This is a genomic window from Glutamicibacter sp. NPDC087344 (assembly GCF_044744225.1).
Taxonomy (GTDB): Bacteria; Actinomycetota; Actinomycetes; order Actinomycetales; family Micrococcaceae; genus Glutamicibacter.
The window spans coordinates 317,915-336,438 of sequence record NZ_JBIUXY010000005.1 but is presented as its reverse complement, the minus strand read 5'-3'; the positions used below and the strand labels follow the sequence as shown (position 1 = coordinate 336,438).

General features: G+C 60.7%; 16 protein-coding genes and 1 riboswitch. Of the genes, 9 read left to right on the top strand and 7 right to left on the bottom strand.

Annotated elements, in window-relative coordinates; genetic code table 11:
- Positions 1-12: 12 nt before the first annotated feature.
- From ACIOWL_RS11610 to ACIOWL_RS11585, 6 genes are all read left to right on the top strand, one after another.
- The gene (locus ACIOWL_RS11610) at positions 13-435 is read left to right on the top strand and encodes a CoA-binding protein (RefSeq protein ID WP_400384941.1); all 423 of its coding nucleotides are present in this window, start codon (positions 13-15) and stop codon (positions 433-435) included.
- A 217-nt stretch (positions 436-652) separates the two neighbouring features.
- Positions 653-3,853: a SpaA isopeptide-forming pilin-related protein gene (locus ACIOWL_RS11605; RefSeq protein ID WP_400384939.1), complete on the top strand. Its 3,201-nt coding sequence runs from the start codon at positions 653-655 to the stop codon at positions 3,851-3,853.
- Positions 3,854-3,964: 111 nt separating this feature from the next.
- Positions 3,965-5,473, top strand: coding sequence for a SpaH/EbpB family LPXTG-anchored major pilin (locus ACIOWL_RS11600; RefSeq protein WP_400384937.1), 1,509 nt, complete (start codon positions 3,965-3,967; stop codon positions 5,471-5,473).
- Between the two features lie 92 nt (positions 5,474-5,565).
- A complete protein-coding gene (locus ACIOWL_RS11595; protein WP_400384934.1) occupies positions 5,566-6,504 on the top strand; it encodes a class C sortase in 939 nt (312 codons plus the stop codon).
- Positions 6,505-6,554: 50 nt separating this feature from the next.
- Entirely contained in the window at positions 6,555-6,971 is a 417-nt protein-coding gene (locus tag ACIOWL_RS11590) for an MmcQ/YjbR family DNA-binding protein (protein ID WP_400384931.1), read from the top strand.
- A gap of 4 nt (positions 6,972-6,975) precedes the next feature.
- Positions 6,976-7,299: a putative quinol monooxygenase gene (locus ACIOWL_RS11585; protein WP_400384928.1), complete on the top strand. Its 324-nt coding sequence runs from the start codon at positions 6,976-6,978 to the stop codon at positions 7,297-7,299.
- A 78-nt stretch (positions 7,300-7,377) separates the two neighbouring features.
- On the opposite strand, the gene ACIOWL_RS11580 is transcribed toward ACIOWL_RS11585, so the two are convergent.
- The 3 genes from ACIOWL_RS11580 to ACIOWL_RS11570 form a co-directional block, all read right to left on the bottom strand.
- A complete protein-coding gene (locus tag ACIOWL_RS11580; protein WP_400384926.1) occupies positions 7,378-9,636 on the bottom strand; it encodes a bifunctional metallophosphatase/5'-nucleotidase in 2,259 nt (752 codons plus the stop codon).
- A gap of 201 nt (positions 9,637-9,837) precedes the next feature.
- The gene (locus tag ACIOWL_RS11575; protein WP_400384924.1) at positions 9,838-10,047 is read right to left on the bottom strand and encodes a hypothetical protein; all 210 of its coding nucleotides are present in this window, start codon (positions 10,045-10,047) and stop codon (positions 9,838-9,840) included.
- 174 nt (positions 10,048-10,221) lie between these two features.
- Positions 10,222-10,923, bottom strand: a complete 702-nt coding sequence (locus tag ACIOWL_RS11570; RefSeq protein ID WP_400384922.1) for an HNH endonuclease family protein — start codon at positions 10,921-10,923, stop codon at positions 10,222-10,224.
- A 252-nt stretch (positions 10,924-11,175) separates the two neighbouring features.
- Here ACIOWL_RS11570 and ACIOWL_RS11565 point away from each other — a divergent pair, with 252 nt between their 5' ends.
- The 3 genes from ACIOWL_RS11565 to ACIOWL_RS11555 all read left to right on the top strand — a co-directional run bounded on the left by ACIOWL_RS11565 (position 11,176) and on the right by ACIOWL_RS11555 (position 14,281).
- A complete protein-coding gene (locus tag ACIOWL_RS11565; protein WP_400384920.1) occupies positions 11,176-11,847 on the top strand; it encodes a hypothetical protein in 672 nt (223 codons plus the stop codon).
- A 135-nt stretch (positions 11,848-11,982) separates the two neighbouring features.
- A riboswitch (TPP riboswitch) is annotated at positions 11,983-12,076 on the top strand.
- Positions 12,077-12,137: 61 nt separating this feature from the next.
- The gene (locus ACIOWL_RS11560; RefSeq protein ID WP_400384918.1) at positions 12,138-12,947 is read left to right on the top strand and encodes a 3-oxoacyl-ACP reductase; all 810 of its coding nucleotides are present in this window, start codon (positions 12,138-12,140) and stop codon (positions 12,945-12,947) included.
- On the top strand, positions 12,944-14,281 hold the full coding sequence (locus ACIOWL_RS11555; RefSeq protein WP_400384915.1) for an NtaA/DmoA family FMN-dependent monooxygenase: 1,338 nt from the start codon (positions 12,944-12,946) through the stop codon (positions 14,279-14,281). Before ACIOWL_RS11560 ends, ACIOWL_RS11555 begins: the two co-directional genes overlap by 4 nt.
- Here the strand turns inward: ACIOWL_RS11555 and ACIOWL_RS11550 are convergent.
- The 4 genes from ACIOWL_RS11550 to ACIOWL_RS11535 are packed head-to-tail and all read right to left on the bottom strand — an operon-like array spanning position 14,237 to position 18,523.
- On the bottom strand, positions 14,237-15,568 hold the full coding sequence (locus tag ACIOWL_RS11550; RefSeq protein ID WP_400384912.1) for an esterase family protein: 1,332 nt from the start codon (positions 15,566-15,568) through the stop codon (positions 14,237-14,239). The two genes, ACIOWL_RS11555 and ACIOWL_RS11550, sit on opposite strands and share 45 nt — an antisense overlap.
- The gene (locus ACIOWL_RS11545; RefSeq protein WP_400384910.1) at positions 15,558-16,445 is read right to left on the bottom strand and encodes a siderophore-interacting protein; all 888 of its coding nucleotides are present in this window, start codon (positions 16,443-16,445) and stop codon (positions 15,558-15,560) included. Before ACIOWL_RS11545 ends, ACIOWL_RS11550 begins: the two co-directional genes overlap by 11 nt.
- A 48-nt stretch (positions 16,446-16,493) precedes the next feature.
- Positions 16,494-17,504 carry a FecCD family ABC transporter permease gene (locus tag ACIOWL_RS11540; protein WP_400384908.1) on the bottom strand — a complete coding sequence of 337 codons (1,011 nt, stop codon included), beginning with the start codon at positions 17,502-17,504 and terminating at the stop codon, positions 16,494-16,496.
- Complete coding sequence (locus ACIOWL_RS11535; RefSeq protein WP_400384905.1) at positions 17,501-18,523, bottom strand: FecCD family ABC transporter permease; 1,023 nt, start codon at positions 18,521-18,523, stop codon at positions 17,501-17,503. Before ACIOWL_RS11535 ends, ACIOWL_RS11540 begins: the two co-directional genes overlap by 4 nt.
- Between the last annotated feature and the right edge of the window lies 1 nt (position 18,524).

Here is an 18,524-nt window from a genome sequence, read left to right as displayed (position 1 = left end):
ATCGTGGTGGCCATGAGCGCCACACACCATAATGACCCGGAAGTTATCCGCCAACTGCTGTCAACTCCTGCGCGCTGGGCAGTGGTTGGATTAACGAACAATCCACGCCGTGTGGCACCCTCGATCGCGTGGTTTTTGAAGAACGAACTGGGGATGGAAATCCTGCCGGTTTCGTTGACCGGTGAGGCGGTTTTCGGCCAACCCGGGTACCGTCGGTTAGCGGACATTCCAGGGAAGATTGACGTTGTTGACTGCTTTGTAAATTCGCAAAAAGTCGGAGAAATCATCGATCAGGCCATCGAGGTCGGTGCCCGCGCAATCTGGATGCAGCTTGGTGTCATTGACCACGAAGCGGCTCGCCGCGCGACCCTTGCGGGACTGGATGTGGTGATGGATACGTGCCCGAAAATCGAGTACCCCAAACTAGTTTTGTGACAGATTGTGACGCATAAATTTGCTGCTGTGTTGCGCGAATGTGGCTGTTGCCGGATAGGCTGAGCGCAGAATCATAAATTCGGGGGCTGGGGAGCCGAAGAATACTTGGGGATTCGCTCTGACTTGGGGTCTGAGTGATCAATGAGGTGTGGGTTATACCTATACCTCCGATGGTGTTTAACGCCTTCCAGCGTCCCATCGAAATTGGGGAATTTCAATGTTTGGCAAGCCTGATGGGGACGGTTTTGTGCGCGCTCGCGACGCCCAAAACCGGCAGTCTCGGACTTTACATCGTGATGGGACCTGGAAAAACCGTACCCTCCGCGCAATTGGGGGACTGTCGCTGAGTGTTGCTCTCGTGGCATCCATGTCGTTCTCGGGAGTCGTTCCTTCCTTCGCCGCCGGTACCAACCAAGCGGACGAAACGGTTACGGCCACTGCAGAACCTAGCGCATCGCTGCAAACGAGCCCTTCGGATGAAGAAACGAGCTCTGCTAAGAGCCTTGACGAGGTTTCGGAGCCGACCGCTGAGAGCGAATTGGCAGAATCGTCGCGTGACGGTTCGTCCTCGGACATCGAAGCTGCGAGCGATGCTCCAGAAGCTGTGGATGAAGATGTTGCCGAACGGCAGGCCGATGTTGCTGTTTCTCCGCTAAGCCTGGACGCGAACGGAAACAGTGTTGTCAAAACGCCAACACGAACTTCCACGATCATCAAGGTCACCAAGGGGGACGTGCGTACGGCGGCAACAACCATCGCCAGCAACTTCTCGACCGGGGCTCGATTCCAGCTGTACTATGCACGCTCCAATGGTTCCATCGGAGATGCAGTGACCGAGCCCTGGGGTACTTGCCAGATCGAAGCCGGCGACAACGGGATTTGCTACTTCTCAGTACCGAATACAAATAACGGCGGAGCAAATCGGACAAAGTTCTATATCCGCGAGTTAGCGCCTGCTGCTGGCTCTCTCGCAGCTCAGAACTATGATGTCTTGAGCAAGTTCAACACCGGTGCGAACGGTTCGACAGAATCTACGTATCAGTACCGCACCAAAACCTTGACTTCGAACTCCACGATTTCGATGCCTGCGGATCATGACGGTGCCTTGGGGACCGCAGACGCCAGCAGCGGGACATGGGCCAATTCAATCAAGAACCCTACACTTCCAGTTACCTGCGAATTGGGTATCAAAGTTGCTTTGGTGTTTGACCTCTCAGGCTCCGTCAAAAACGCTGGTGCGGCCGATACCCTAGGTAACGCTGGAAAAGGATTCGTTGATGCATTGAGCGGGACGAATTCATCCGTGGCCTTGTTTTCGTTTGGCGATACTTCACCGCGTGCAGGAACCACAAACGTTCCTGGACTTCGGAATATTGACTCCGGTACGAACAGCACGCGTATCAAAAATGACATACAAAATTACATCAATTCTTTTAGCGGCTGGGGATACACGTCCAACGGAACGAACTGGGATGCAGGTCTTTGGGCTACTGCTCAAAACGCAAAACAGTATGACCTCGTAGTCGTGCTGACCGATGGAAACCCGACGTTTTCTGGCATCAACAGCACCGTTGGGCCAGGCAACAGCACCTACTTCCGTGAGCTCGAAGCAGCAGTGTTCTCGGCCAATGCCGTCAAAGCACAAGGAGCACGCATTATTAACGTTGGCATCGGCGAAGGCCTGAATGCGGATAACAATCTTGCCGCAACCTCGGGACCCGTCAAGTACTCACCTGGCGCTTCGCTGAACACGGCCGACTACTTGAACGTAGGCTGGGAGGCCTTGCAGCCTCTGCTTGAAGACTTTGCCAAGTCAATCTCATGCCAAGCCGGTGTAACTGTCACCAAAAAAGTTAAGGATCTGGGAGGAACCACCAAGGTAGCTTCCGGGTGGACGATCGATGCCGCGACGCAGACCGGAAATGCGAGCCTGACACCGGAAACTTCGCAACAGACCAACACCGACGGTGAAGTGAAATTTGATCTCGGTTTCTCGAAACCAGATGGAAAAGAAACTGTCCAGATAGCTGAAACTCAGCAAGATGGGTACAAACTCTCGTCGGTAATCTGCACGATTAACGATCGCACCGTTCAGGTCACGCAATCGGAGAAGTTCACTCTGGCATTGACCGTAGGCGACAAGGCAAATTGCGTGATCACCAACGAGATGAAGCCTTCAACTCCCACGGTAGTCAAGACGTCCAACCCTGTTTCAGGTACCGAAATTCAGCCTGGAGAAGAGATCGAGTACAAACTGACCTTCTCTACAGAGGGAACCTTCTCGACGGATATCGACTATGTCGATCATCTGGAAGGCGTTTTGGACGATGCTGATCTGGTGGCGGGCTCGATAACGGCCGATCCTGGGTTGAACGCAGTTCTCAGCGGAAAAACTATCAAGATCACCGGCGCTGTTTCACCGGGCAAGCCACTGAACGTGACCTACAAAGTTAAGGCGAAAACCGAAAACTTCGGTGATGGCAAGGCTATCAACTTTGTGGTGCCGAACGGACAGACACCTCCTGAAAAGTGCGGGCCCGAAGATACCACCTGTACCGAGCACCCAATTGCTGGAAACCTCGCAGTTGAGAAATCTTCAGATCCGGAATCCGGAACTTCGGTGCTGCCGGGACAGCGTGTGAACTACACGCTGAACTTCGCGAATACCGGCGCTTCTGAGGTAGACGTCAACTACATCGACTACCTTGCTGACGTACTTGATGACGCCAACTTTGTCGAAGGGTCACTTGAAACTGGCCAAGGCCTGGATGCCACATTGGTTGGCGATCAGATTCAGATCACCGGCAAGCTCAAGGCCGAGTCTGCTGCAAGCGTGAGCTATTCGGTGACCATCAAGGAATCTGAATTCGGAAATGGTATCGCGAAGAATTTCTTGGTTCCTGACGGAGAAGATCCAGTGTGTGATCCGGAACAGAGCAACTGCACCGAACATCCTGTGTTGGGATCAGTGACCTGGGAAAAGATCGACGGTGGTGGCAATACACTTGCCGGTTCCGAGTGGGAACTGAGCGGTCCTGGTGCCGATGGGCAGCAGCTTGGAATTGAAGACTGCATCGAAGAAACCGCCGCAGAATGCACCGGAGCGGATAAGGACCCGGCCGCCGGAGCGTTCAAACTGACCGGGTTGACCTGGGGTGAGTACACCCTGGTGGAAACCAAGGCTCCAGCCGGGTACGTCCTGGACGATACCGAACACCGATTCACCATTGGGACTTCAGATGATGCCAAGCTCATCTGGGATCTGGGAGACATGGAAAATGAGCAGCGTCCTGCGCTGGCCTTGCCGCTGACCGGCGGCATGGGTACGCAGTCGTTTATCATCACCGGTTCCATCGCATTAATGGCAGCCCTTGGGGTTGTTGCCTGGCGACGCAGAAAGGCCGCGGCTCAGGGGTAATCCCGGCTTCCGGCTGAAGTACCAACACTCAATTCTGTACTAGAGCTCTACCAAATTTCACTCGCGGCCGTCACTGGGGACATTGCGGCTCAAAAGAAAGGAACAGCTGAAATGGCTGAAATCAAGCACACTCGGGGGAAGCGTGTATTGTCCGGTTTGGGCGTACTGACCCTTGCCGCAGCGGGCCTGCTCGGGGGAACCGGGGCCGCACAGGCCGATGACAACACCGCGTTGAACACCGGCAACATCGATCAGGCTCGTGAAGGATCGATCAAGATCCACAAGCACAAGCACCAGAACGGCACCTCCGCTACGCAGAATCCTGCTGGCACCGGGGACGCCATCAGCACCGAAGGTATTGCCGGGGTTGAATTCACCGCCTACCAGCTGACCGACATCGACCTCAGCGACACCAATGACTGGGACCAGCTCGATAACCTGGATCTGTCCAACGCCTGCACCTCGATCCCGGGCCACACCCTAGGCACCCCGATCGTTGCAGATGCCACCAACAGCCAGGGTGTTTCCACCCTGACCGGCCTGAAGCTGGGCGCCTACGTGGTGTGTGAAACCGACGCTCCGGCCTCCGTGGTCGACCGTTCGCAGCCGTTTGTGGTTGCCATCCCCACCCCGTATGAGAACGCCTGGGTCTACGACGTGAACGTGTACCCGAAGAACGGCACCTCGGACATCACCAAGAGCATCGACCCGCAGTCGGATCTTGGACTTGGCGGTGTGGTGAACTTCCCAGTGACCGTCACCGTTCCGAAAACCAAGGGTGACGAGCTGCTGACCAAGTTCGAGATCGTTGATACCTTCGACTCGCGACTGGGCCTGAACGACGACGGCGTGGCCTCGGTGAAGCTGGGCAGCGCGGATGTCGATTCGTCCTACTACACCGTTTCCAACGACGGCCAGAGTGTGAAGGTGACCTTCAACGAGGACGGCCGCCAGTGGCTGAAGTCCCAGGGCGAGAAAAAGATTGTTGTCACCTTCTCCGCAGTGGTCAAGGAGGTCGGCGAAATCTCCAACGACGCCACCGCTTACATCAACACCCCGGGTCATGACGGCACCATCGAATCCGACCCGGTCAACACCAACTGGGGCGATCTGGTCATCCAGAAGCTCGCCGCGGGTTCAAACGCCACGCTGGCCGACGCGGTCTTCGAAGTCTACGCAGCAGAAACCCCGTACTCCGGCGACAGCTGCGACACCGCAGTTGCCACCGGTTCGGCCCTGGAAGTCAACGGCAAGAATCAGTTCACCAGCGGTTCCAACGGCGTGGTTGACATTGCAGGCCTGTTCGTCAGCGACAGCGTGAACCCGACCATCAATGCCGAACAGCGCTGCTACGTGCTCAAGGAAGTCAAGGCCCCAACCGGCTACGTGACCCCAACCGGCGACAAGGCATTCACCGGTGTTGCGGTCAAGACCGGCGCCAACGCCGCCAACATGTACGACGTAATCATCACCAACCAGCAGCAGGACGTTCCTGAACTGCCGCTGACCGGTGCCAACGGCCAGATCTTGATGATCATGGGCGGTACCGCGGTACTGCTGCTCGCCGGTGGTATGGTCATCGTGAGCCGCCGTCGTGCAGCCCGCGAAGACACCAAGTAACCGCTAGCGGTTTACTACCCGTGATGGCGGGCGGGCATACTGCCCGTCCGCCATCCGTGGCTTAACCCCAGCTCGAGCACCGAGGACAGCAAATGACCGACACCGTGAGTCCACCAACCGGCGACCGTGCACGCAGCGGCCGCCGGGCCGCACCCACAACGCGCGCCTGGCGCCCGGGCCTGCTCACCATCGCCAGCGCACTGTTGGCATTGGTGGGACTCAGTGTGGTCTTGTACCCTTCCGCCGCCAGCTGGATGTCTTCCTACAACCAGTCGCTGCTGATCGAAGATATGGGCCACAGCCTGGAAAACGCCACCCCCGGGGTGGACCAGCAGCTGGCCCTGGCCCACCGCTACAACAATGCGCTGAGCTCCGGGGTGAGCCTGGAAGCTAATGCCAACGTACCCACCGGTAGCGGCACCAGTTCGGATTCAACGCTGGATTACTCGAAGATACTGAACACGGGAACCTCCGAGGTGATGGCCCGCGTCCGGATCCCCGCCATCAATGTCGACCTGCCGATCTACCACGGCACCAGCGACGAAACACTGCTGCGCGGGGTGGGGCACCTTGAAGGATCAAGCCTTCCGGTGGGCGGCGCAAACACCCACTCGGTGCTCACCGCCCACCGCGGCTTGGCCCAGGCCGAAATGTTCACCAACCTGGACAAGGTGGGGGTGGGGGACCGCTTCACCGTTGAAGTCTTCGGAGAGGTGCTGACCTACCAGGTGCGCGAAACCAAGGTGGTGGACCCGGATGACACCGACACCCTGCAGGCCGTGGCGGGAAGCGACCTGGTCACGCTGGTGACCTGCACCCCCTTGGGGATCAACAGCCAGCGAATTCTGGTGACCGGAGAACGGGTGACGCCAACCCCTATCGAAGATATCCAGGCCGCCGGCCAGGATCCGGGAATCCCCGGCTTCCCCTGGTGGGCTCTGATCTACGGGGCCGGTTTGCTGGCCATCACCGTGTATGTCTGGCGTTCGGGTTACGGGGACGCGCGCCGGGCCGCGGCCCGCACCCGCTGATACGGTAGGCACAAGACAGATGTAGTGTGCCCGGCGAAGGGGAGAAGCTGATGAGCGAGGCGGCCGCGGAAGAGCTGGAAAAATTCTGGAGCAAACTGTGCCTGGAGATGCCCGGCGCCTATGAGGACCACCCGTTCGGCCCGGACAGCACGGTTTTCAAGATTGCCGGCCGGGACCGTTCCCGCGGCAAGATGTTCGCCCTGCTGATGAACCTGCACGGGCAATCGGTGCTCAACCTGAAATGCGAACCGGCCCTTGCCGACCAGCAGCGTTCCGAGCATCCGCAGATCACCCCCGGGTATCACATGAACAAAAAACACTGGAACTCGGTGCGTCAAGGGCTGGATGAACAATTGATGCGTGAGCTGATTGAAGACTCCTACGACCTGGTGGTGGACGGCATGCCGCAACGCGAGCAAGAACATATCAAGTTGCAGGCCAAGATCGCCGAAGAATCCCTAGACTAGAAACATGTACTTCATCGTTGTTAAATATCAGGTAAAACCAGAATTCACCGACAGCTTCATGGATCGCGTTGCCGAGTTCACCCAGGCCACCCGCGCCGAGGAAGGCAACCTGTGGTTCGACTGGTCGATCAGCGTCGAAAACCCCAACGAGTTTGTCCTTGTTGAAGGTTTCCGCGACGACGAGGCAGCCAGCGCCCACGTCAACGGCCCCCATTTTGCCAAGGGAATGGAGACCATGCGCCCGCTGCTGGTTGCCACCCCGAACATCGTCTCCCGCAAGGTCGACGGCGAAGGCTGGGACAAGATGGGCGAACTGGTCATCGACTAATTCTGAAGGTTAACTACGTAAGGCGCGGGCCCCGTCGGGTCCGCGCCTTGCGTTTAGGCAGCTGGTGTGCCGTTTAGCCTAGTGGCTGTTTTTGTTCCCGAAGCGGCGAACCAGCAACAAGATGATACCGAGCAACACAATGGCTCCGGCGGCAAAACCGATCCAGGTTGCGCTGAAACCGGTCTGCGCCAGGTCATCATTAGGACCCTGGGTGGAATCATCCGTGGCGCTCGCCGTGGCGCTTGCCGTGGCAGAGGCGCTGGCCGAGCTGGTTGGCTCCTCGGATTCATCCGGGGTTTCGGTTGCGGTGGGAGTTGGCGTGGCCGTTTCCGTTGGGGTGGGGCTTGGAGTTGGAACGGCGCTGTCAGCCACGGTGAACGTGGTCACGATGCTCTCACGCTGTACCTGGGAGATCACCAGCTCGTAGTCGCCTGCCGCGGTTCCCTCGGCAACCGGCAGCGTGAAACTGGTGGTGCCCTGGGCATCAGCCGCGGGGACATCCGCGATGTTCAGTTCCCCGTCGAAGGCCGAGGCGGTGATCTGCGCACCTTCCTCCAGTCCGCTGACGGTCACCTCGATCTGTGCACCGGCTTCAACCTCGGTGGCGGAGAGTTCAACCTGTGCCCAGTCGGTGCCGGCGAGCATTGCCCGTCCCAGCGGAGCCGGGGAAACAACCTCGTGGGACTTGAAGTAGTTCACGGTGGCATCGAGGTCGATCTGGCCGGAGTCCGCGTGATTCACCCCGTCGGCGAAGGCGGTGAAGTTATCTCCGCCGGTCGCCAAGAAGGCATTGGCCGCAACCTGGAAGGTGGCCGATTCATCCAGCGGCTCGCCGTTGAAGGTGATCGACTTGATGTGTTCCCCGCGGGCGGCGTTTTCATCATAGGTGTAGGCAAGCCCGTCGGAGATCCCCAGGTGCAGCTTGGCTCGCTCGGAACCTTCAGGCTGCCACTGCTGTTCCAGCGCCTCGCGGATCTGAGCACCGGTCATCTGGAAGGTGATCAGGGTATTGGCGAACGGCTGGACATCGGCGGCGCTCTTGTAGGTCACCGTTCCGTCTTCGCCGTAGAGCAGGTCTGCACGCAGGCCGCCGGGGTTCATGAAGGCGATCTGCGCCGGGGTGCCGGCGAAGTCCTCATTCGAGGTGGCCCACAGGTGGATGTCGGCCACGGTGTTGCCCAGGGTGGATTCAACCCCGCGGTCTGATCCCGGGACCTCGCCGCCGCGCAGGATGTCTTCTGAAATCTCGCCGACCTTGACGTTTCCGACTTCTTCCGAGTCTTCGATCGCCTGGTCGACAAGGGCCTGGACGGCCGCGTCCGCCGGGTAGTTCGGCTGCCAGGCGCCGGAATCGTCCTTGCTGGTCAGCGGCAGCAGTTCGGTGCTGGAATCCACCACGTCACCGGTGGCGCTGTCGATCTCAAGGGAGACCTTGCCCAGCGTGGTGCCGTACTGGTGTCCCTGGATGACCGGGCGATCACCGTCTGGACCTGGAATCTGGCAGTCGTAGGCCTGATGGGTGTGCCCGGAGACAATTGCATCAACCTTGCCACTGGTTTTGCGCAACAGTTCGCCGTAGCTGCTGTCTTCGCCAGCGATGCTGGAGCAGTCGGCGTTTTCCGAACCGTTGTGGGTCAGCAAGACCAGGACGTCGGCCTCGCCGTTGCCGCTCTGGCCATCGGAGAGCTGCTCGGCCACACGGTTGACTGCTTCAAGCTCGCTGCCGAAGTCCAGGTCCTTGATGCCGGTGGGAGTCACCAGGGAGGGGACGTCCTCGGTGACGGTACCGATGAAACCGACGGTGACGCCATTGACTTCACGCAGCGCGTATTCGTTCAGGACCGGATTTTTGGTTCCCTTTTCGTATACATTTGCTCCCAGCGCGAAGTCTTCACCCGACTGCCCGGAAGCGGCGGCAAAGCGGTCGATGACACGGCCGCCGAGGTCTGCAAAACCCTTGTCGAATTCGTGATTTCCCACGGCAGAAAGGTCCAGGCCGCCAAGGCCCAGGGCATCGATGGTTGGATTGTCATCCTGCGATGCCGAAGCGAAGGTGGAGGCCCCGATGTTATCGCCAGCGGAAACAAACAGCGTGTTCGGATTCTCTCCGCGCAGCTGATCGACGGCTCCGGCGAGGACCGCGGCACCGGCAGAATCGCTGTTGGCGGCGATGCGGCCGTGGAAGTCGTTGATGGACAGGACATCCAATGTGAAGGTTTCCCCGGCTGCGATCTGGGCGGTCGGAGCCGCCTGTGCGACGGCGCAACCCGCGGCAAGCAATGAAGCCGTGGCTAGGGAAGTCAGCGAAATATTCGTGATCCGCCTGATGGCAGGCATAGATTCTCCTCAGAGTTAAGCGTGTGACTTCCTTTATATCTATCGCATCAAAGTGAACCTGTCGATGCTTGAACGTGAATTTTGTGTATAAAGCAGATCTTTACGGGTATGGCCGGTGCCTGCGGCATCCGAGATTTCGGCCTGAAACATCTCTGGCCCGGCTCGTGTGAGCCGGGCCAGAAAATTTTGCTGATGCGGGTCTCAGCGTTGGCGCCGACGGGATGATCCTGCGTCGGTGGCCGAGGAGGAACCTACGATGGTTCCCAGCAGCAGCATTGCCGCGGCAATGAACATGACCGTGGAGATCACCCAGCACGCCGTTGCCGTGGGCCGCTGTGATCCGTCAAGGGAAAACACGAAAAGGCAGACACTCGCCAAGAGCAGCACCGTACCGATCAATCGTGTCTTCATTGCACACCCTTGTAGAGTCGAATTTGGCTAATTTATCGCGAAAGCAATTCACTATCAGCTGGAATAACATCCATAATGCCATAATTCCAGCTGTTTGACCATACAACCATAGTGGTATCTTCCGAGGTTTCGCTCAGCCTTGAGGCGGAGTGCGGCCAAGGCTGGAAGCGGCGACTACACGCAAGCGGTCAGGATTTTTGCGATGGCATCGTGTTCCGCCTGGGTCATCCACGCGCCGTATTTGGCCTTAACCTGGGTTTGCCGCGCCACATAGTCGCAGCGGAAGTCCTTGTTTGGCGGCAGCCACGTTGCCGCGTCCTTGTCGCCCTTGGAGGCGTTGGTCGGCCCGTCGGCGGCCATGAGGTTCAGCGGGTCATTAGCGAACTCCAGCCGCTTCTTCTCGCTCCACTTCTGCGCACCCTTTTGCCATGCATCGGACAAGGCGACCACATGGTCAATCTGCACCGCGGTGCTGGTGTTTTGGCCGCGCTCGAAGTTGATGGTTTTGCCGGTGTAGGGATCGTGGAAGGTTCCACTCAATACAACACAGTTAACCCGGGCGGATTTGTATTCAACATCCACTAGATCTCGGGCAAGAATATCGTTGCGTGCATCGCAACCGTTGTTGTCCGGATCCTTCCACCCGTTGCTGAACTGCTCGCGAGAATACCCGGTTTTCGGGGCTCGTCCCTTGATGTCGATGCCTTCCAATTCTTCCAAGGCTTCGGTGTAGGTTTCCTTGTCGGCCGCAGATGGCGCGGCGGCCTGCGCGCCATTGGTCCCGGTGAAATCCGTAGACGTGAGCGAGGCGCAGGAGGCAAGCCCCAGTGTTGCGGCAATGAGGGCTGTTGAAAGGATGCGGTGCGAGATTCGCATGCTGTGGTGGTTCTCCTTGAGTTAATGCTGGGTTCGACGTTCCGAGCCCACCTGTCGACCCTATGTGCGCCTACCGACGAAACGGTGCATCGCTACACGGCATTCGGATGTGATCCTGTTCTCGACGCTCGATGGCTGAATCTGAAGAGTTATCAATTTGTGTCCATTGGGCCCTGTGACAAGTCTTGTTTTATTTCAGTTATCGAAATATGGTCAATTTGAAGTTAGAGTCTGACTGTTTTGGATGTTCTTGTGAAAAAGTTTGTGTTTCCGCTGGCGGCCGGGGTGCTGATACTTAGTGCCTGCACTACACCAGTATCAAAACTGGAAATGGTTGATCCGCAGGGGAATGGCAGCCCCGCGACGGCGTGGGATTCCGAGCAGCAAAGTTACGATGAAACATTCGCTGATCCCGACGACCCGTATGCGCAGTATTACCAGGACGGGGTTCCGTTCTTTTCCGAGTTGCAGTCACAGGTTGTGAACACCGCTGCGGTCTTTGGCCCGTTGGAGGCACGCGAAAACTCGGAAAACCTTGTGATGGGAATGTCAGGGTTCTTCCGCTCCACGGTATTTACCGATGAAACCGGGGCGCAAGAAGTGGTCAACGATTCCATGTCCATTGGTGGCACGGTGGATGCGCCTGGTACCTACCAGATGGAATTCGGGTGTTGGGGGACTGGCCAAGCCACCGCCCGAGTCATCATGTACGGCGAACAAGCTGAGCTGAACCTGGATCTGGACCTTGACTCCGAGCCGAGCAAAATGATCTCTCTGGCCTGTAACGTTCCCGCAGCAGTGGCTACGGATGAGTTCGAATTCACTGGCAACGAATTGTTTTACGACGTTGTGATTTCTGGCGAGCCGAAGACTGTCGGTTCCTACGAACTGAATCTGTTTCAAACATCTGGTGGGCAGGAGTAAGGGCTGTTTTCAGCACCCGGACAGCGCACGGGAACCGTTGCTGAGTTGTGCACCTCAAGCCGATTGGCAAGCTGGTTTAGCGTTTCGCCCGGACATCTGTTGCGCCGTGCCCGAGGGACTGTGGTACTAATGGGAGATAGTGACACGGGGTGCCGCCATGCGGCTGAGATAAAACCCGTCGAACCTGATCCAGTTAGTACTGGCGAAGGGAATGTCCTGGATACCGTGATGCGACGCATCTATGCCGGGGTCCCGTTCGCCTTGAAATAACCTCAAGGAGTTCGAGCACCATGAACGCACAACTAAGCACCGAAGCCGTACCTTCCGTACATACCGCCCTGCCGCTGAATGAGCAACTGATTCTGGTCACCGGCGCAGCCCGCGGACTTGGCGCAGCAATCAGCACCGCATTTTTGCGTTCCGGGGCGAAGGTCGTGATCAACTACCGCAGCTCCGCCCAGGCCGCCGAAGAGCTGGCCGCCGAATTCCCCGGCCAGGCGCTGGCAGTCCAGGCCGACGTCCGCGATCGGACCCAGCTGGAGACGCTCGCCGCCACCGTCGCAGAGCACTTTGGCCAGCCGGTCACCACTTTGGTGAACAACGCGCTGGTTGATTTTTCCTTTAATGGAGATGCCCGGCCCAAGGCCGCTGAGCTTTCCGCCGCCGACCTCACCGCCCAGTTCACCGGATCGGTGCTCGCCCCGGTCGCGGCGATCCAGGCCGTTTTGCCAGGCATGCGCCAAGCCGGATTCGGACGCATCATCAACATCGGCACCAACCTCTTCCAGCACCCCGTGGTCCCGTACCACGATTACACCGCCACCAAAGCGGCGCTGTTGTCCCTGACCCGCACCTTTGCCGACGACCTGGGGCCGGAGGGAATCAACGTGAATATGGTCTCCGGGGGACTGCTGCGCACCACCGACGCCTCGGCCACCACCCCGGACGAAGTTTTTGACATGATTGCCGCCGGCACCCCGCTGCGCCGGGTGACCACCCCCGCCGAACTTGCCGATGCAGTGCTCTTTTTCGCCTCACCGCTGTCGCGCGGGGTGACCGGGCAGAACCTGATTGTCGACGGCGGACTGGTCAAGGGATGAGCCGGGCACTCAAGCAGGCCCGGTTCAACCTTTTTATCTACGGTGCGGGCCACCATCAGGCGGCATGGCGCGCGCCGGATTCCCACGCCGAGCAGCTCGCCGACACCGGGTACTACGTGCAGTTGGCGCAGCTGGCCGAACGCGGCCTGCTGGATGCGGTGTTCCTGGCGGATTCGCAGGCGGTCAGCGCGGATGCCGCGGCGGCCGGACCTACCTGGCTTTTCGAACCGTTCACCCTGCTTACCGCGTTGAGCCAGCACACCAGCCGCATCGGTTTGGTGTGCACGGTGTCCTCCAGTTTCTACAGCCCCTTTCACGCCTCCCGGATGCTGGCCAGCCTCGACAGGCTGTCAGGTGGACGGGCGGGAGCGAATATCGTGACCAGCATGTGGGATAGCGAGGCCCAGAACCACGGGCGGCAGAGCCTGGGGGACCACGGCTACCGTTACGGGCGAGCCGACGAATTCATTACCGTGTTGCGCCAGCTCTTCGAGTCCCATCCGCGCGACGCGTTGCAGATCCAGCGCGACTTGGTGTTTACGGATGCTGGGCAGCTGCGGGAGATCAATCATGCCGGTGAGCATTTTTCGGTACGCGGCCCGCTGAATCTCCCCGCAGGCCCGCAGGATTCCCCGGTGATTTTCCAAGCCGGATCCTCGGGGCAGGGCCGCGACCTGGCGGCTAAACATGCCGAGGGGATCTACTCGGTGGCCGCGGATGAGCAGATGGCGTTGGAATACGCCCGGGATGTGCGCGCCCGGGCGCAACTAATGGGGCGCGACCCGCAGGCGCTGGCGATCATGCCGGGGCTGGTGACGTACGTGGGCAACACTCTGGAGGAAGCCAGGCAGAAACAACGCCGGCTCAACAACCTGCTGCCGACCGCGCAGAGCCTGGCCCAGCTGGCGGTGTTCATCCAGCAGGACACCAGCGACTGGGAGCTGGATGCCCCGGTGCCTGCCCTGCCGCCGCTGGAGCAGTTCAGCGGACCGGCCGGGCGTTATGCCACGATCCTGCGGCTGATTGAAATCCACCAGCCGACGGTGCGTGAACTGCTGGGATTGCTGGCGGCCGGGGGAGGGCATTGCACCATGGTGGGAACCCCGTCCATGATCGCCGATGAGATCGAGCGATGGCTGGATTCCGGGGCCGCCGACGGTTTTAACCTCATGCCGCCGAGCCTGCCGGATTCGCTGGACGATTTTGTCCAGTTGGTGATCCCCGAGCTGCAGCGCCGCGGGCGGTTCCGCACCGCCTACGAGCACCGCACCCTGAGGGAAAACCTTGGGCTACCCAGACCGGTCCGCAGGGAAAAACTGGCACAGCCCGTTTAACAGCATCGGAGCCCACCACGCCCAGTCGTGCCCGCCGCTCAGCGGCTGGAAATCGATCTGGGTGTGGGCTTCGCTGCCCTCCAGCGCTTCAAGCACCTCGACGCAGGAATCAATGATCGAGGATTCATAGCGCCCGGCCTGGAAAATCATCCGCACCTGCGGGTCCACCTCGCGCAGCGCCTGGCTCAGGTCCGCAAACCACAACGAGGGCGATTGGGCCAACGCCGCACCGATCAGCTGAGGGTATTCCAGCACCGCATGGACCGCGGCCAGGCCACCGAAGGACGAGCCGCTGACCACGGTCTGCTCGGGCAGCTGGGAAACCTCGAAATACGTGCGCGCCCACGGCAGGAACTGTTCGGCCACGGAACGGGTGGTGCCTGCGGCCACCGGAAGTTCCGCGCTGCGCAGCTCGATATTGGTGCTGTCGATGAACATCACGTGAATCGGGGCCAGCGCCCCGGCGGCGATGGCGCGATCCAGCGACGAGGCAATATTCAGGTAGCGCACCCAGGTTGCCCCGTCGTGCACAATGGCCAGCGGGGTTTTCTCCCCGGGCTCCAGGCAGCCGGCCTCCGGTTGGTACACCCACACATTTCGCTCGCGGCGGCAGTTCTCATCCCACAGCACATGATGGGACAGCCGCGGGTGCCCGGCGGTCTCGGAGCCGGGCACCGGTGGCTGCGGTGCCCCCTGCCCGCCGATCGACGGCCCACGGTGCTGCGCCGCAGGTTGCGCGGCCGCCAGATGTTCATTGGATACGGCGTGCGGACCGCCCACCACGGAGACCGGGCCCCCGTTCATGGAGGCGTAGAGTCTGGGGTTCAGCGGGTCCGGCCCGCCGGCATCGGCGGCCAAACGGACCGCGCGGCGTTCGGTTTCTGCGCGCCATAAAGCTGCCCCTGGCCCGCGGTGCACGGTAATCCGGTAGGACGCGATCCAATCCGTCGGAACCATCAGGGTGATGGACCACAACCCCTCACGCACCGGTTCGAACTCGCTGGAGTCCAGATTTTCGTGATCCACCAGCGCATTGGCGGAAAGGATCACCGCCGTTGCCGGGTCCATGCCGGGTTCATCGCGCCACAAGAAAGTCACGTGCGCCAACTGCGCGGATTCAGGGCAGCGATCAAATAGCGGGTAGGCCACCTCGCCCCGGTCGATCGCCGCCAGGGCTGCGGTGATTCCCGCATCGGTCAGCGAGGCGGCGAAAAATCCCGGGACCCGCGGGATGCTGGCGCCGGAGCCGCGTGCTTCGGGGCGCGGCCGAGTGGGATTAGTGCTCATGGGTGTGCTCATGTTCGTGCTCGTGGGTGTGTTCATGACGGTGGGCTTCGTGTCCGGGGCGTTCAAAATCCATCTCTCCATGGACCCGATCGTGATCCGAGTCCTTGCCGTAGGCGACTTCGTTCATCTCCAGATGCCAGTAGCCGATAATCAGCCGATTGCTTTTGGCGATCCCAACCTTGGCGGCCCATTGCCTGGCGAAACGCACCACCTGGGATTCCGCGCCCACCCACAAATTGATCTCCTCGGCGGCCACCTGCTCCGCCGGGAGCTCAAGCGTTTCCATGGCCTCGATCAGCTGCCGGGTTGCTCCGGCGGCCGCCTGGCCGCGCGGGAGCCACTGCACGCGGACCCCCTCCGGCTTCGCCAGCTCGTGGATCTCCGCCTCGTTGTGGACCTCGATGAAAACCTGCCCCACCTGATCCGCCGGCATCTGCTCCAGCGTGTCGCTGATCGCCGGGAGCGCCGTTTCATCGCCGAACATCAGCGCGTAGCCACCGGGTTTGAGCACCCGGCCGCCACCGCCCAAGGCCCCGAGCACGTCCCCCGGGACAATCCGTTCGACCCAGGCGCTGGCCAGCCCCTCGTCGCCGTGGCGGACAAAATCGATGGCGAGCTGGGAGGATGCTTCGTTCATCCACCGCACCGTGTAGGTACGCACCCGGGAGCGTTGGTCGCCGGTGAAGATCCACCGGCCGCGCTCATCCTCGCCGGGCTGGTCCAGCAACTGGCCGGGGCGCGGAAAATAGATTTTGATGTTCGGGACGCAGGGCGGATCAGCCAAATAATCGGCCACCCCGGGTCCGGAAAAAATCACCCGGCGCATGTGCGGGGTGTAGTCGACGATTTTTTCGACGATCATTTCGTTGGCGGGCATCTGATTCCTTGTGGGACGAGGGGTGGGATGAGGGATAAAAATGTTGGATCAGGTTCGGGTTTGCGGCCGGGTCAGCAACCAGAGCAGGTACAGCCCGCCGGCCAGCGAGGTCGCCAGGCCGATGGGCACCTGTGCCTGCAACGGCAGGTTTTGGGTGATGACATCGCAAGCGACCAGCAGCAGCGCCCCGGTGAGTGCCGCGGGCAAAATCGGAACGGTGCGGCTGCCGATCAGCTGGCGGATGATCTGCCCCGCGGCCAGAGCGACGAACGCGATGGGCCCGGCCGCCGCGGTGGCTGCGGCGGTGAGGCACACGGCGGCGAAAATGGTGATCCGGCGGACCGCCTCGGCCCGAACCCCCAGTGCCTGGGCGGTGTCGTCTCCCATTTCCAGCAGGGTCAAGCTGCGTGAATGCATCATCAGCAGCGGCAGCAAGAGCACCAGGGTGATACCGACCAAGGCGGCATCGGCCCAGCTGCGTCCGCCCAGCGAGCCGGAGAGCCAGAGGTTGGCCTGGGCCGCCAGGTCCGAGTCGCCCTTGGACAGCAGCAAGGTGTTGACCGCACCGAGCATGGCTCCCAGTCCGATGCCGATGATGACCAGGCGCTGGCCGCCGGTGGTGTAGCGCGAAAAGGACAACAGGTAGACCGCCAGGGCGGTGAGCAACCCGCTGATCATGGCCGCTAACCCGGTGGCCCAGGCACCGGCATTAAACAGGACGATCTGCGCCACCGCGCCGGTCGCCGCACCGGTGGTGAAACCGATAATGTCCGGGCTTCCCAGCGGGTTGCGGGAGATCGATTGGAAACAGGCACCGGCGGCGCCCAGCGCGGCGCCGACGCCAATGGCGGTCAGCACCCGCGGCGCCCGGATCTTCTGCACCACCAGGATGTCGCGGTTCTCACCGGTGCCCAGCAGGGCCGAAAGCACCTTGCCGGGGGTGAGCTGGATGCTTCCGGTGCCCATGGCGATCACGGCCAGCGCGCCGAGCAAAACGCAGATGATCAGCAGCACGATTTTGGTGCGCGCCGCACGTGCAGCGGAGGTCTTGACGCTCATTTGCCTGCCTTGAGTTTGCGACGGGCCAGGAAGATGAAGACCGGCGCGCCGATCAGTGCGCTCATGGCTCCTGCGCCAATTTCCATGGGCGCCGAAACCACTCGGCCCAGGATGTCCGCCAGGAGCAGCACCACGGCGCCGAGCACCATGGACAGCGGCAAAAACCGCGCATGGTGCGGTCCCACCAGCATCCGAGCGGTGTGCGGCGCGGCGAGGCCGATGAACCCGATGGGTCCGGCCGCGGCGGTCGCGGCCCCGGCCAACAGCATGACCGCGAGCGAAGAAACCAGCCAGGCCCGAGTGGGGTTGATTCCCAGGGCCCGGGCCGAGTCCTCACCCAAGGCCAAGCCGTCCAGCGAACGCGTCAGGCTCAGCGCGAGCAGCATCCCCACGGCGATGACCGTTCCGGCGGCGGGGAGTACGTCGTACCCGCGTCCCTGCAGCGAACCGGTGGTCCACGCGGCGAATTTGGTGTGGGTCTCGGAGCTGCCGCCGATGATCAAGATTTGGGTGGCGGCCATCAGCATCACGGACAAGCCTGCACCGGCCAACACCAGGCGGACCACGTCATTGCCTGCGCGGTGGCGGCTGCCCAAAAGATAAACGATGAGGCTCGCGGCCCCGGCCCCGGCAAAGGCGAACAGCATGTAGCCGGCAGGCTGGATGATCCCCAGCGTGATGGCGATGGCCACGGCAAAGGCGGCCCCGGCGTTAACACCCAAGAGCCCGGGTTCGGCCAGCGGGTTGCGGGTCATGGATTGCATGAGGGCACCGGCCAGGCCTAGCGCCGCCCCGACGACCAAGGCCAAAAAAGTCCGCGGGATACGCAATTCCTGGACCAAGAGGTGGTCGTTGTTGGTGGGATCAAAAGCGCTCAGTGCCCGCCATGACTCGGCAAGCGAAATCGATTTGCTGCCAACTGCCAGGGAGACGAGCACCAGAAGCAGCATGAGCGCCACAGCCACCGGCCAGACGGTACGCCGTGGACGGTGGCTGAGCAGGGTGGATCGTTGCAACACT

Excerpts from the sequence above, each read along its gene's own strand:
- ACIOWL_RS11610 (WP_400384941.1), top strand. The coding sequence starts at position 13 with ATGAGCGCCACACACCATAATGACCCGGAAGTTATCCGCCAACTGCTG.
- ACIOWL_RS11605 (WP_400384939.1), top strand. The coding sequence starts at position 653 with ATGTTTGGCAAGCCTGATGGGGACGGTTTTGTGCGCGCTCGCGACGCC.
- ACIOWL_RS11600 (WP_400384937.1), top strand. The coding sequence starts at position 3,965 with ATGGCTGAAATCAAGCACACTCGGGGGAAGCGTGTATTGTCCGGTTTG.
- ACIOWL_RS11595 (WP_400384934.1), top strand. The coding sequence starts at position 5,566 with ATGACCGACACCGTGAGTCCACCAACCGGCGACCGTGCACGCAGCGGC.
- ACIOWL_RS11590 (WP_400384931.1), top strand. The coding sequence starts at position 6,555 with ATGAGCGAGGCGGCCGCGGAAGAGCTGGAAAAATTCTGGAGCAAACTG.
- ACIOWL_RS11585 (WP_400384928.1), top strand. The coding sequence starts at position 6,976 with ATGTACTTCATCGTTGTTAAATATCAGGTAAAACCAGAATTCACCGAC.
- ACIOWL_RS11580 (WP_400384926.1), bottom strand. The coding sequence starts at position 9,636 with ATGCCTGCCATCAGGCGGATCACGAATATTTCGCTGACTTCCCTAGCC.
- ACIOWL_RS11575 (WP_400384924.1), bottom strand. The coding sequence starts at position 10,047 with ATGAAGACACGATTGATCGGTACGGTGCTGCTCTTGGCGAGTGTCTGC.
- ACIOWL_RS11570 (WP_400384922.1), bottom strand. The coding sequence starts at position 10,923 with ATGCGAATCTCGCACCGCATCCTTTCAACAGCCCTCATTGCCGCAACA.
- ACIOWL_RS11560 (WP_400384918.1), top strand. The coding sequence starts at position 12,138 with ATGAACGCACAACTAAGCACCGAAGCCGTACCTTCCGTACATACCGCC.
- ACIOWL_RS11555 (WP_400384915.1), top strand. The coding sequence starts at position 12,944 with ATGAGCCGGGCACTCAAGCAGGCCCGGTTCAACCTTTTTATCTACGGT.
- ACIOWL_RS11550 (WP_400384912.1), bottom strand. The coding sequence starts at position 15,568 with ATGAGCACTAATCCCACTCGGCCGCGCCCCGAAGCACGCGGCTCCGGC.
- ACIOWL_RS11545 (WP_400384910.1), bottom strand. The coding sequence starts at position 16,445 with ATGCCCGCCAACGAAATGATCGTCGAAAAAATCGTCGACTACACCCCG.
- ACIOWL_RS11540 (WP_400384908.1), bottom strand. The coding sequence starts at position 17,504 with ATGAGCGTCAAGACCTCCGCTGCACGTGCGGCGCGCACCAAAATCGTG.